Genomic DNA, 13,630 nt, shown 5'->3' with positions numbered 1-13,630 from the left:
CGGGCTCACAGCGGGGACGGGTCGTCGCGCAGCCGGCTGTAGAGCCAGCCGTCGCGCCAGGCGCCGGCCCGGAACTCGCAGGCGCGGATGACCCCTTCGAGCTGGAAGCCCGCCTTCTCCAGCGACCGCTGCTCGGCGACGTTCTCCGGGTGGGTGCCGGCCTGGATCCGCTGCGCCGGCGTGTGCGCGAACAGGTAGTCACAGAACAGCGCCTGGGCCCGCCACCCGATGCCCCGGCCACGCCACTCGGGCAGCAGCGCGATGCCGATCTCCCAGTACGGTGCGCGTCCGCCGTAGAGACCCCACCGGTAGCTCACGATCCCGGCGGCGGCCTCCTCGGGCTCGACCTGGACGACGAGCCGGCCGTCCCGCTCGCCCAGCCAGCCGTCCTCGGCGTACCGGCGGGCCGGCGCGCCCGGGTCCCGGAAGCCGTCCCAGTCCAGCCCGATCAGGCCCGGCTCGGTGCGGAACCGGCGGAGCATCGCCAGGTCCGGCTCGGCCACCGGACGCAGCCGGACCGTGCCGCCGCCCGCCTGGTGCGCGATGCCGACGAGCCTCGGCTCCGCCTCGTCCATGTCCGGAACGCTAGCGGCCGGCGGCGCGTCTCGCTGTCCCCCGGCGTGCTCCGGGCCGGCGCACCGCCGCGGCTCAACGTCTGCTGCACGTCCGTGCAACGCCCGGTGGCGACGCTTCTCGCACCCACCAGCAGTAAGGAGAAGGTCATGCCACACCGTTTCCGTTCCACACCGCCGACCGGCCGCCGGGCCGTCGCGGTGGCCGGGGCACTCGTCCTGGCCACCGCGGGGCTGGCCGGCGCCACCGCCGCGCCAGCGGCCGCGGCGGTCGTGTTGGTCCCCGCCGACTGCGGCCCGTACTCCGGCGCGCCGGTGCCGGCCGGGTACTCCCCGCAGCACGTTCCCGCCGGCGGGCTCTACCTCAGCAACAACAACAACGGCCCGGAGTTCATCATCGGCAGGACCGGCTCCGACGTGATCGTCGGGAGCGTCCACGACGACATCATCTGCGGGCTCGACGGGAGCGACAACATCCAGGCCGACAGCGGTGACGACATCGTCTACGGCGGGGCGGTCGGCGACGACATCTGGGGTGACCTGGGCAACGACAACCTCCACGGCGACGGCGGCACCGACACCATCCACGGCGACCGGTTCATCGGGCCGAGCGCCCTGGACGGCGACGACCGGCTGGACGGCGAGCGGGACAACGACAGCCTCTACGGTGACGGAGGGGTGGACATCCTGGTCGGTGGCCTCGGCTCCGGCGACTTCGGTGACGGCGGCCCGGACGTCGACGACTGCCGGCCCACACTGGACCTGCCCACCGTCAACTGCCCCTGATCGGCCCACCTCGGTGGTCCGCGGGTCCGAAGGCCGGGCCCGCGGGCCGCCGCGTGTCGGATCCTCGTCAGGCCCGCTCCGGCCACAACCGACCGCGGCTAGCGTCGTAGGCCGTGGCGGTGGAGTTCCGGGTACTCGGCGACCTGGACGTCCGGATCGACGGCCGGGCGGTCGGGATCGGTCACGCCCGTCAGCAGTGTGTCCTCGCCGCCCTGCTGGTCGAGCCCAACCGGGTGGTCGCGACCGAGCAGCTCATCGGCCGGGTCTGGGGCGACGAGGTGCCGGACGCGGCCGCCGTCACCCTGCGCGGCTACCTGTCCCGGCTCCGCCAGGCGCTGGCCGACGCGGGCGAGGTCCGCATCGCCCGACGTCATCCCGGCTACCTGCTCGCCGTCGACCCGGACCGTGTCGACCTGCACCGCTTCCACGAACTGGTCGAGCAGGCCCGGCGCACTACCGACGACGCGACCGCGATCAGCTGCCTGGAGCGGGCGCTGGGGCTCTGGCGGGGCGAGGCGTTCGCCGGGCTGGCCACACCGTGGTTGGTCGCCTACCGGCAGACCCTGGACCGGCAGCGCCTCGCGGCCACGCTGGACCGCAACGACCTGGCCCTGCGGCATGGCCGGCACGCGCAGCTGCTCCCCGACGTCCTGGCGCTGAGCAGCCGGTACCCGTGGGACGAACGCCTCGCGGGGCAGGCGATGCTCGCGCTGTACCGGTGCGGACGGCAGGCCGACGCCCTCGCGCAGTTCCACCAGATGCGCCACCGGCTGGCCGCCGAGGTCGGCACCGATCCCAGCCCGCCGCTGGCCCTGCTGTACCAGCGGATCCTCACCGCCGATCCGGCGCTCGCCGCGCCGGACCTGCCCCCGGCGGGCGGCGCCGAACCGACCGCGGCTCCGGACCCGGCACCCGGCCGGCCCGGCGCGACCCCGGCGGTGCCCACTGCGCCCCGGCAGTTGCCGGCGTCGCCCGGGGTGTTCGCCGGCCGGGCCGCCCAGCTCGCGCGCCTCGACGACCAACTCGGCGGCGCGGGGCACCCGGACCGCGGATCGCCGGTCGTGATCTCGTCCATCGGTGGCGGCGGTGGGGTCGGCAAGACCTGGCTGGCCCTGCGGTGGGCGCACGCCAACGCCGAGCGTTTTCCCGACGGGCAGCTCTACGTCAACCTGCGCGGCTTCGACCCGACCGCCCTCCCGGTGGGCTGGCCGGCGGCCGTACGCGGCTTCCTCGAAGCGCTCGGCGTCGAACCGGCGCGGGTGCCGGCCGAGCCGGAGGCGCAGGCGTCGCTGTACCGCACGCTGGTGGCCGGCCGCCGGATGCTCGTCGTCCTCGACGACGCCCGCGACGCCGGCACGGTGATCCCGCTGCTGCCCGGCACCCCCACGAGCGCGGTCCTGGTGACCAGCCGCCGGCAACTGGCCAGCCTCGTCACCACCCACGGCGCACGACCGCTGCCGCTGGACGTGCTGCCCGACGGCGAGGCACACGAACTGCTCGTCCGGCAGGTGGGCGCCGCGCGGGTCGCGGGCGAGCCCGACGCCGTCGCGGACATCCTGCGGTTCTGCGGTGGCCTGCCGCTGGCCCTCGGGATCGTGGCGGCGCGCGCCGCGCTCCGCCCCGACCTCGCCCTGTCGTCGATCGCGGCGGAGCTGGCCGCCGCGACCAGCCCGCTGGACGTGCTAGACGGCGACGAGGTGACGACGAACCTGCGAGTGGTGCTGTCCAGCTCGGTGCGGGCGCTCACGCCGCCCGCCGCGGCGGTCTTCACGCTGCTCGGCCTGGCCCCGGGCCCGGACATCGGCCGGGCCGCCGTGGCCAGCCTGACCGCCCGTACGCCGGACGGGCTGCGCCCGCTGCTGCGCGAGCTCACCGACGCGTACCTGGTCCAGGAGCACGTCCCGGGCCGGTACCGCATGCACGACCTGGTCCGGGTGTTCGCGGTCGAGCGGGCGGCCGGGGATCCGACCGGTTCCCGGTCGGCGCTGTGCCGGCTGGTCGACCACCACCTGCACACCGCGCACGCCGCCGCGCTGCTGCTGTCCCCGCAGCGCGATCCGCTGACCCTGCCGCCCACCGCGCCCGGGGTGACCGCCGAGCGGCTCGACGACCTGGCGGCGGCGCTGGCCTGGTTCACCCGCGAACACCAGGTGCTCCTGGCGACCATCGAGTACGCCGGCGGCGCCGGCCTGGACGCCGCGACCGGGCAGCTCTCGTGGACCCTGGCCACCTACTTCGACCGGCAGGGCCACTGGCACGACTGGGCCACGGTGGCCCGCCGGGCGGTCGAGTCGACGGGGCGGCTGGGTGACCGCCCGGCCCAGGCCCAGGCGCACCGGCTGCTGGCCGGGGCCTGCTCCAACCTGGGCCGGTACGAGGAGGCGCAGCGCAACCTGCTCGCGGCGCTGGACCTGTTCGCCGCGCTGGCCGACGACGAGGGGCGGGCGCACACCCACTTCGACCTGAGCATGCTCCAGGACCGGCAGCGTCGGCCCCGGGAGGCTCTGCCGCACGCGCGGCAGAGCCTCGCCCTCTACGAGCGGGTCGGGAGCCCGCTCAAGCAGGCGGTCGCGCTCAACGCGATCGGCTGGTACCACTCGCAGCTCGGCGAGCACCGCGACGCGATCGCCTTCTGCCGCCGGGCGCTGGCCCTGTCCGAGCAGGTCGGCAGCGCGTACGGGCAGGCGAACACGTGGGACAGCATCGGCTACGCCCACCACCACCTGGGCGAGCACGAGCAGGCCGTCGACTGCTTCCAGCAGGCGCTCGCCCTCTTCGCCGGGATGGGTGACCGGCACGCCGAGGGCATCGTGCTGGATCACCTCGGGGACACCTGGGCGGCGGCGGGCCGGTCGCTCGCCGCCCGGGACGCCTGGCGGCGCTCACTCGCGCTCTTCGAGGAAATCGGCCACGCCGATGCCGAGGCGGTCCGCCGGAAGCTGGCCGGGTGCCCGGACCGGTGAGGCCCGCGGCGCGCGCCGAAGCGGGGCGGACCGCCGCGCCGCGAACCGGCGCCGGCAGGTCCCCGTCACCCGAGGGCGCTCGCGGCCGAGCCGCCGACGACCGCGAAGGCGACCAGGATGAGGCCGGCCAGCGGCAGGGCCACCGCGGCGGCTAGCGCCCGCTGTCGGTGCGACCGGCCGACAAGCACGAGGAGCAGGACGCCGAGCGCGAGGTCGATGGCCACGTTCCAGCCCGCGCCCGGATAACCGGGGTCGTTGACGCGGCCGGCGAACCGGGCGGCCTCCTCGACGAACACGGCGGCCGGCAGCGCTGTGCCGACCACCGGCCGCCAGCCGGCGCGGCGGCTCCAGGTCCCGCCGACGCCGAACACCACGCCCGCGACCACCCCGAACGCCATCCAGAGCACCGACGAGGGCGCCCAGAGCACGGCCAGGTCGTCACCCTGGACGAGGGTCGCCGCGAGGTAGTAGCTGGGTACCGCGACGACGAGCAGGACCGAGGCGGCCAGGGCGGCGCGCGGCGGGCCCGAGCGCACCCAGCGGCCCAGGAAGAAGGCGGCAACGGCCCAGGTGGCCGTGGAGTTGCCCAGCTCGGCGAACGGGTAGGGCAGGAACTTGATCCACAGGAAGTCGAGAAAGCCGAGCGCGACGCCGCCGGCCACCGAGATGCCCACGACCGCGCGATGACCAGGATTCACGGCGCGCAGCATACCCAGTATGCAAACGGGGCCGCGAACCGCCCGACTACAGCGCCACGATCGCGGCGGACTCCGGCGGCAGCTCGATGCCGTCGCGCATCACGGTGACCCCCTCGGAGGTGGCCAGCAGCACGCTGCGCACCACCCCGGGCAGATTGATCCGCTGCGGCTTGCCGGCCAGGTTGGCCACCACCAGGCACTCGCCCCGGCGCATCAGCAGGAACTGATCGCCGTGCCGCACGTCGACGTGGCTCAACCGCGGGTCGGACAGCTCGGGGCGGCTCTTGCGCAGGGCGATCAGCCGCCGGTGGAAGTCGTACATCTCCCGGTGCTCGGGCTTGTCCAACTCGGCCCAGTCCAGCCGGGACCGGACGAAGGTCTGCGGGTCCTGCGGGTCGGGCACCTCCCCCGGCGGCCAGCCGTGCGCCGCGAACTCCCGCCGCCGCCCGGTCGCCACCGCCGTGGCCAGCTCCGGCTCGGGATGGCTGGTGAAGAACTGCCACGGGGTGCTGGCCGCCCACTCCTCCCCCATGAACAGCATCGGGGTGAACGGCGCGGTCATCAGCAGGGTGGCGCCGACCCGCAGCAACCCCGCCGACAGGGTCGCCGAGATCCGGTCCCCGGTGGCCCGGTTGCCGATCTGGTCGTGGTTCTGCAGGTACGCCACGAACCGGTGCCCCGGCGTGCGCTGCCGGTCCACCGGCCGGCCGTGGCTGCGGTTGCGGAAGCTGGACCAGGTGCCGGCGTGGAAGAAGCCGCCGGTCAGCACGTCGGTGAGGCATTCCAGCGAGCCGAAGTCAGCGTAGTAGCCCTGCCGTTCCCCGGTGAGCAGGCTGTGCAGCGCGTGGTGGGCGTCGTCGTTCCACTGGGCGTGCAGGCCGTACCCGCCGGCCTCCCGGGGGGTGATCAGCTTCGGGTCGTTGAGGTCGCTCTCGGCGATCAGCGACAGCGGCCGGCCCAGGTGGGTGGAGAGGCCCTCCACCTCGGCCGCCATCTCCTCGAGCAGGTGGGTGGCCCGGGAGTCGGGCAGGGCGTGCACCGCGTCGAGCCGCAGCCCGTCGACGTGGTAGTCGCGCAACCACATCAGCACGCTGTCGACGACGTAGCGGCGCACCCCGTCGGAGTGCGGCCCGTCCAGGTTGACCGTGCGGCCCCACGGGTTGCTCTGCTCGGCCAGGTACGGCGCGAAGCGCGGCGCGTAGGCCCCGGAGGGCCCGAAATGGTTGTAGACGACGTCGAGGATCACCCCCAGCCCCTTGGCGTGCGCCGCGTCGACGAAACGCTTGAGCCCGTCCGGCCCGCCGTACGGCTCGTGCGGCGCGTACCAGCAGACGCCGTCGTAGCCCCAGTTGTGCTCGCCGTTGAAGGCGTTGACCGGCAGCAGCTCGACCAGGTCGACACCGAGGTCGACCAGGTGGTCGAGGCGGCCGATCGCCGCGTCGAAGGTGCCCTCCGGGGTGAACGTGCCGACGTGCAGCTCGTAGAGGACGCTGCCGGGCAGTTGCCGGCCGGTCCAGCCCTGGTCGGTCCAGTCGAACGCGGCGTGGTCGTAGCGGCGGCTCGGCCCGTGCACGCCCTGCGGCTGCCAGGCCGACCGGGGGTCCGGCAGCGCCTGCTCGTCGTCGTCGAGCAGGAACGCGTAGTCGGTGCCCGGCCCCGCGCCGGGCACCTCGACCCGCCACCAGCCGCCCGACCCGGAGCGCATGTCGTGGTCGGCGGCGCCGGGCAGGCGCAGCCGGACCCGGGCGGCCTCGGGCGCCCACACCGTGAACTCGGTCATGCGGCAGCCTCCACGGAGTCGGTGGGAGCCAGCAGGGCGACGGGATAGGTGCTCAACAGATCATGAAGGAGCAGCTCAGACCCACTGTAGACCTGGCCGGTGAACAAGTCAGTGACCCGATGAACAGGAAGTGACAGTCTCGTGTCACGCCACCCGCCGGCCCGCGCCAACCCCAGCGGCAGCCGGGTGGCCACCGCGATCGCGCCGCCCCGGTCGAAGGCCACCGCGTGCCCGCCGGCCGGGCCGCGCGCCGGCACCGGCCGGTAGCCGGTGAACAGCTCCGGGTGGTCGCGGCGCAGCCGCAGGGTGCGGGAGACCACGAGCAGCTTGGCCGCGCCGTCGGCGGCCACCGCCGGCCGGTCACCGGCGTCGAGCCGGGCCAGCAGGTCCCGGCGTACGGCGAAGTCGACCGGGCGGCGGTTGTCCGGGTCGACCAGGGAGTTCTCCCACAGCTCGGTGCCCTGGTAGGTGTCCGGCACGCCGGGCATGGCGAGCTGCACCAGCTTCTGCCCGAGCGCGTTGGACCAGCCGGCCGGGGTGATCTCGGCGGCGAACGCGGTCAGCTGGGCGTGCAGCTCCGGGTCGTCGTACATCCGGTCGACCAGGGCGTGCAGCTCGTGCTCGAAGGCCGGGTCGGGGTCGGCCCAGCCGGTCGAGACCGACGCCTCCCGGGCGGCCTTCTCCGCGTACGCGTGCAGCCGCTCCCGCTCGATGGGCCAGGCGCCGACGGCGGTCTGCCAGAGCAGGTGGGCGAGGGCCGGGTCGGGCAGCGGCGCCCGGGACGTCCAGTCGGCCACCCGCTCGGCCCAGCGGCCGGGCAGCTCGGACAGCACCGCGAGGCGGGCCCGGACGTCCTCGCCGCGCTTGGTGTCGTGGGTGGACAGCGTGGTCATGCTCGCCGGCCAGCGGACCTGCCGGGCGGCGGCGAAGCGGTGGAACTCGGCCGGCGGCACGCCGAAGTGGGCCGGGCTGCCGCCCACCTCGTTGAGCGCGACGAACCGGCTCCACCGGTAGTACGCGGTGTCCTCCACGCCCTTGGCCATCACCGCGCCGGTGAACTGCGGGAACCGGGCGGCCAGCTCGTGGTCGGGGTCGCGCAGCCGGGCGGTGACCGCGTCCAGGACGGCGCTCAGGTCGGGGCGGCGCCGGCCGGCCTCGGCGCGCGCGGCGGCGAGGTGCCGGGCCCCCTCCGGCGGATAGCCGCGGTAGACACCGAAGGCGGCGGCCAGCTCGGCCAGGGCCGCCCGGACCTGCTCGCCGGCCAGCTCGGGGACGAGCGCGGCCAGCCGGTGCAGCTCGGCGGCGAGCAGCCGGGTGGCGGCGGCCAGCTTGGTCTCGTGGGTGAGGTCCTGCCAGGAGGTGTGCCGGCCGGTGAGCCGGCCGTCCAGCGCCGTGAAGTCCGCCTCGGCGGCCGGGTCGACGAAGAGCCCGCACACCGCGGCGAGCGCGTCGTAGCCGGTGGTGCCCTCGACCGGCCAGTCCGGCAGCTCCTCGCCGTACTCCAGTATCTTCTCCACCACCAGCCACGCGGCCGGCGCGGCGGCGCGCAGCCGGGTCAGGTAGCCGCCCGGGTCGCGCAGCCCGTCCGGGTGGTCGACCCGGATGCCGTCGACGTCGCCGGCGTCGACCCAGCGCAGGATCTCCGCGTGCGTGGCCTGGAACACCGCCGGGTCCTCCACCCGCAGCCCGGCCAGGTCGGAGACGGCGAAGAACCGGCGGTACGTCAGCTCCCGGTCGCCGCGCCGCCAGGCGACCAGCTCGTAGTGCTGCCGGTCGTGCACCTCGCGCGGCGTCCCGTCCCCGGTGCCGTCGGCGACCGGGAAGCGGTGCTCGTGGTAGCGCAGCTCCCCGTCGACCAGCTTAAGGTCGTCCAGGGCGTCGGGGGCGTCGGCGAGCACCGGCAGCAGCAGCCGGCCCCGGTCCCAGTCGATGTCGAACCAGTCCGCGTACGCCGAGGCGCGCCCCCGGCGCAGCACGTCCCACCAGGCCGGGTTGGCCGCCGGCCGGGCCACCCCGGCGTGGTTGGGCACGATGTCCACGACCAGGCCGAGCCCGGCCGCGCGCAGCGCCCGGACCAGCCGCTGCCGGCCGGCCTCGCCGCCGAGTTCCGGGTTGACCGACCGGTGGTCGACCACGTCGTAGCCGTGTTGGGAGCCGGGGGCGGCGGTGAGCAGGGGCGCGCTGTAGAGGTGGGTGACGCCGAGGTCGGCCAGGTAGCCGGCGAGGCCGGCGGTGGCGTCGAGGTCGAAGCCGGGGCGGACCTGGACGCGGTAGGTCGACCCCACCCGCGTCGCCGGTGCGGTCGTCTCGTCGGGGTGGGGGGTGTCGGGCATGGTCAGGCCGTCCTCTCCAGGACCAGCAGCGAGCGGTCGGGGACGCAGACGCTCCCGCCCGCCTCGACCGTGAGGGTCTTCTCCGGATCCGGTTCCGCCGTGCTGATCACCAGCTCCCACCGCGGCCCGAACTCGGGGCCGGGCAGGGTGAAGTCCAGCGGCGCGTCGTGGGCGTTGAACAGCAGCAGGAACGAGTCGTCCCGGTGGCGCTGGCCGTACTGGCCGCGTTCCGGGATGCCGTCGCCGTTGACGAAGAGAGCCACCGAGCGGCCGAAGTCGTTGCCCCAGTCCTCACCGGTCATCTCCCGGCCGTCCGGGGTGTACCAGGCCAGGTCGGGCAGGTCGGTGCCGGCGGCGCGCCCGCCGACCGGCAGCCCGGTGAAGAACCGCCGGCGGTGGAACACCTGGTGCCGCGCCCGGAACGCGGTGAGCCGGCGGACGAAGGCCAGCAGCTCCTCGTCGGCGTGCTCCCAGTCGACCCAGGCCAGCTCGCTGTCCTGGCAGTACGCGTTGTTGTTGCCGCGCTGGGTGCGGCCCAGCTCGTCGCCGTGCCCGAGCATCGGCACGCCCTGGCTCAGGATCAGGGTGGCCAGGAAGTTGCGCCGCTGCCGGGCGCGCAGGGCCCGTACGCCCGGGTCGTCGGTCTCCCCCTCGACGCCGCAGTTCCAGGACCGGTTGTGGCTCTCCCCGTCCCGGTTCTCCTCGCCGTTGGCCTCGTTGTGCTTGTCGTTGTAGGAGACCAGGTCGGTGAGGGTGAACCCGTCGTGGCAGGTGACGAAGTTGATGCTGTGGAACGGTCGCCGCCCGTCGTCCTGGTAGAGGTCGGCGGAGCCGGAGATGCGGGAGGCGAACTCGGCCAGGGTGGCCGGCTCGCCGCGCCAGAAGTCCCGCACGGTGTCCCGGTACTTGCCGTTCCACTCGGTCCACTGCGGCGGGAAGTTGCCCACCTGGTAGCCGCCCGGGCCGACGTCCCACGGCTCGGCGATCAGCTTGACCCGGCCGACCACCGGATCCTGCTGCACCACCTCGAAGAAGGTCGACAGGCGGTCCACCTCGTAGAACTCCCGGGCCAGGGTGGCCGCGAGGTCGAAGCGGAAGCCGTCGACGTGCATCTCGGTGACCCAGTAGCGCAGCGAATCCATGATCAGTTGCAGGGAGTGCGGGCTGCGCACGTTGAGGCTGTTGCCGGTGCCGGTGTAGTCGACGAAGTAGCGGCGATCGTCCTCCGAGAGCCGGTAGTAGCTCGGGGTGTCGATGCCCTTGAAGCTCAGCGACGGCCCGAGGTGGTTGCCCTCGGCGGTGTGGTTGTAGACCACGTCGAGGATGACCTCGATGCCGGCCGCGTGCAGCGCCTTGACCATGCCCCGGAACTCCTGCACCTGCTGGCCGAGCCGGCCCAGGGCCGAGTAGCCGTGGTGCGGGGCGAAGAAGCCGATGGTGTTGTAGCCCCAGTAGTTGCGCAGCCCCAGGTCGGTCAGGCGGTGGTCGTGCACGAACTCGTGCACCGGCATCAGCTCGACCGCGGTCACCCCGAGCCGGGTGAAGTAGTCGATCATCACCGGTGAGGCGATGGCCGCGTACGTGCCGCGCAGCTCCTCGGGGATGTCGGGGTGGCGCATGGTCAGCCCGCGCACGTGCGCCTCGTAGATCACCGAGTGGTGGTAGGGCGTGCGCGGCGGCCGGTCGTTGCCCCAGTCGAAGTACGGGTTCACCACCACCGACTTCGGCATGAACGGCGCCGAGTCGGTGTCGTTGCGCCGGTCCGGGTCGCCGCCCACCTCGTAGTCGTAGACGGCCGGGCCCCAGCCGACCTCCCCGTCGACCGCCTTCGCGTACGGGTCGAGGAGCAGCTTCTGCGGATTGCAGCGCAGCCCGTTGGCCGGGTCCCACGGGCCGTACACCCGGTACCCGTAGCGCTGACCCGGCTCGACGCCCGGCAGGTACGCGTGCCAGACGTAGGCGTCGACCTCGCGCAGCTCGACCCGGCGCTCGGCCCCGGTGTCCCACTCGTCGAAGAGGCAGAGTTCGATCTTCTCCGCCACCTCCGAGAAGATCGCGAAGTTGGTGCCCATCCCGTCGTAGGTGGCGCCCAGGGGGTAGCTCTCGCCCGGCCAGACCTGCATGTCGCTCCTTCGGCCATGATCGTGAACGCACCGGACGGGCGGGCCGGCCGATGCGCACGCCGCTATTGCCCCGCCGTACGCGCTGTCAATCCACCCGTTCGGACGGTAGCCCGAATCCACCCGTCCGGGCCCCGACCGGCCCGTCAGGTGTCTTCCGTCACCAACGCCCTTTTCGAGATGCGGCTCGATGCCGGATGCCGTTTCCTTGTTCGTGGACGTGCGCGCCCGCGCGGGTCCACCCGGCCGCTCGGCCACCCTCACCGCACCTCCACGCCGCCACTGTCGCCGGCGTGCGCCAGCATGCACGGACGGAGATCGATGTGACCATCCTGCGGGTCGGCGAGCAGCCCGCCACCGCGACGGACCGGACCCACCGGCCCACCCTCACCTCCCGCCCCACCATCCCCCCGCAGCCGGGCGTGCCGCCCCGGACCCGCCGCATCCTGATGCTGTCCTGGGAGTACCCGCCCGTGCTCGTCGGTGGCCTCGGCCGCCACGTGCACGCCCTCTCCGTCGCCCTGGCCGCCGCCGGCCACGAGGTCACCGTCGTCACCCGGCACGCCGACGGCGCGCCCCTGGAGGAGTACGCCGACGGCGTCCGGATCGTCCGGGCCGCCGAGGACCCGGTCACCTTCCCGCTCGCCACCGGCTCGCTGCTGGCCTGGACGATGGCCTTCAACCACACCCTCACCCGGGCCGCCCTGCGCGCCGCCGAGTCCGGCGGGTACGACGTCATCCACGCCCACGACTGGCTGGTCGCGCACACCGCCATGACGCTGCGCGAGCACCTGGACATTCCGCTGGTCAGCACCATCCACGCCACCGAGGCGGGCCGGCACCAGGGCTGGCTGCCCGAGGAGATGAACCGCACCATCCACGGCGTCGAGCACTGGCTGGCCAGCGAGTCCGGCCGGGTCATCGTCTGCTCCGGCTACATGCGCGACGAGGTGGGTGCGCTGTTCGGGGTGGCGCCGGCCCGGGTCGACGTGGTGCCCAACGGGGTGGAGCCGCAGCGGTGGCGGGTGCCGGCCTCGGCGGTCGCCACCGCCCGGGCCCGGTTCGCCGGGGACGGCCCCCTGGTCACCTTCGCCGGCCGGCTGGTCTACGAGAAGGGCGTGCAGCACCTGCTCGCCGGGCTGCCCCGGCTGCGCGACCGGCACCCCGGCCTGCGCGCGGTGATCGTGGGCGACGGGCCGTACAAGGCGACCCTGGAGGCCGAGGTGCACCGGCTCGGGCTGGGCGCCACGGTGAGCATGCCGGGCTTCCTCGGCGGCACCGAACTGCCGGCCGTGATGGCCGCCGCCGACTGCTTCGCGGTGCCGAGCATCTACGAGCCGTTCGGCATGGTCGCCCTGGAGGGCGCCGCGGCCGGCGCACCGCTGGCCGTCTCGCGCACCGGCGGGCTGGCCGAGATCGTCGAGCCGGGCGTCACCGGGATGACCTTCGCCCCGCAGGACCCGGACGGCCTCACCGAGGCCGTGCACGCCCTGCTGGCAGACCGGGACCGCGCCCGCGCCCTGGCCCGCCGGGCCCGCGCCATGGTCCACGAGCAATACGGCTGGTCGGCCATCGCGTCCCGCACGGCCGCCGCGTACGCCGCCGCCATCGCGGGCGATCCGGCGTTCACCGCCGCCCGCGCGGAGCAGCGGATGGCCCTCGGCCGGCCCGTGCCCGCCCTGCCGGAGGGCAACCTGCTCGCCGCCGCCGGCCTACGCTGAACCGAGCGCCACGACGGCCGCCGACCCGGATGGGACGGCGGCCGTCGTCGCGGTCACGGACAGCGGAAGTAGCGCTGTCTCCGTCTCGCCTCGACCGTCAAACGCCAGGCCCGGAGCAGCTTCTTGGCGTGCTGTACGCGGGGGCATGTCCCGTCGGCACGGCAGTGCGGGCAGCGCTTGCGCGTGTGGAAATCGACCATGAAGCCGGCGGCTATGACGAGGAATGGCGGCTCAGGTTCCCAGCTGCTAGTCACGTGGTGATGATAGACGACTAGTATCCTCGCCTACTAGGCGTGCATCAAGCTGATACGTGACTAGTTGTCGGACACCTAGCGTCCGGTACATGGCCAAGAAGCTGCGGCTGGTCGGCTCGGCGGAGATCCGTGTGCTCCTCGGAGGCGTGTCGCGACAGCGCGTGTATCAGATCACCAGTCGCCGCGACTTCCCCGAACCCGTTGCCGCGCTCCAGATGGGCAACGTCTGGCTCGCCGAGGACGTCGAGCGGTGGATCGCCGAGAAGCGACCCGAGATGGACTAGGCCGTGTCTCCTGGATCATGAGTGGCGGCGGTCGGGTTTCGCGCGTAGCCAGATGAGGATGTCGGCGATCTGCACGGTGGCGCGGTAGCGGCAGGCGAGCTTGTCGTACCTGGTGGCCA

General features: G+C 74.0%; 9 protein-coding genes. 4 read left to right on the top strand and 5 right to left on the bottom strand.

Translation table 11 applies throughout. The features are described from left to right. Positions 1-5: 5 nt before the first annotated feature. The gene (locus AB0I11_RS31200; RefSeq protein WP_357328816.1) at positions 6-575 is read right to left on the bottom strand and encodes a GNAT family protein; all 570 of its coding nucleotides are present in this window, start codon (positions 573-575) and stop codon (positions 6-8) included. A 147-nt stretch (positions 576-722) separates the two neighbouring features. Here AB0I11_RS31200 and AB0I11_RS31195 point away from each other — a divergent pair, with 147 nt between their 5' ends. Together AB0I11_RS31195 and AB0I11_RS31190 are read left to right on the top strand one after the other, a co-directional pair. After that, positions 723-1,358 (top strand): calcium-binding protein, encoded by a 636-nt coding sequence (locus tag AB0I11_RS31195; protein WP_357328813.1) that lies wholly within the window; start codon positions 723-725, stop codon positions 1,356-1,358. Between the two features lie 113 nt (positions 1,359-1,471). Further along, positions 1,472-4,321, top strand: a complete 2,850-nt coding sequence (locus AB0I11_RS31190; RefSeq protein WP_357328810.1) for a BTAD domain-containing putative transcriptional regulator — start codon at positions 1,472-1,474, stop codon at positions 4,319-4,321. A 65-nt stretch (positions 4,322-4,386) separates the two neighbouring features. On the opposite strand, the gene AB0I11_RS31185 is transcribed toward AB0I11_RS31190, so the two are convergent. The 4 genes from AB0I11_RS31185 to glgX are packed head-to-tail and all read right to left on the bottom strand — an operon-like array spanning position 4,387 to position 11,255. Beyond that, positions 4,387-5,019 (bottom strand): DUF6518 family protein, encoded by a 633-nt coding sequence (locus AB0I11_RS31185; RefSeq protein WP_357328807.1) that lies wholly within the window; start codon positions 5,017-5,019, stop codon positions 4,387-4,389. A 46-nt stretch (positions 5,020-5,065) separates the two neighbouring features. Next, positions 5,066-6,799, bottom strand: coding sequence for a malto-oligosyltrehalose trehalohydrolase (gene treZ / locus AB0I11_RS31180; protein ID WP_357328804.1), 1,734 nt, complete (start codon positions 6,797-6,799; stop codon positions 5,066-5,068). After that, entirely contained in the window at positions 6,796-9,132 is a 2,337-nt protein-coding gene (treY, locus tag AB0I11_RS31175) for a malto-oligosyltrehalose synthase (RefSeq protein ID WP_357328801.1), read from the bottom strand. Before treY ends, treZ begins: the two co-directional genes overlap by 4 nt. A 2-nt stretch (positions 9,133-9,134) precedes the next feature. Then, positions 9,135-11,255: a glycogen debranching protein GlgX gene (gene glgX, locus AB0I11_RS31170; protein ID WP_357328798.1), complete on the bottom strand. Its 2,121-nt coding sequence runs from the start codon at positions 11,253-11,255 to the stop codon at positions 9,135-9,137. 320 nt (positions 11,256-11,575) lie between these two features. Here glgX and AB0I11_RS31165 point away from each other — a divergent pair, with 320 nt between their 5' ends. Both AB0I11_RS31165 and AB0I11_RS31160 read left to right on the top strand, forming a co-directional pair. Further along, the gene (locus tag AB0I11_RS31165) at positions 11,576-12,973 is read left to right on the top strand and encodes a glycosyltransferase family 4 protein (RefSeq protein WP_357328858.1); all 1,398 of its coding nucleotides are present in this window, start codon (positions 11,576-11,578) and stop codon (positions 12,971-12,973) included. Positions 12,974-13,316: 343 nt separating this feature from the next. Further along, positions 13,317-13,511, top strand: coding sequence for a DNA-binding protein (locus tag AB0I11_RS31160; protein ID WP_357328795.1), 195 nt, complete (start codon positions 13,317-13,319; stop codon positions 13,509-13,511). Positions 13,512-13,630 lie beyond the last annotated feature (119 nt).

The organism is Micromonospora sp. NPDC050495, assembly GCF_040655175.1.
Taxonomy (GTDB): Bacteria; Actinomycetota; Actinomycetes; order Mycobacteriales; family Micromonosporaceae; genus Micromonospora.
Note: the sequence above shows the minus strand (reverse complement) of the source record. Positions and strands in the feature narration are given on the sequence as shown.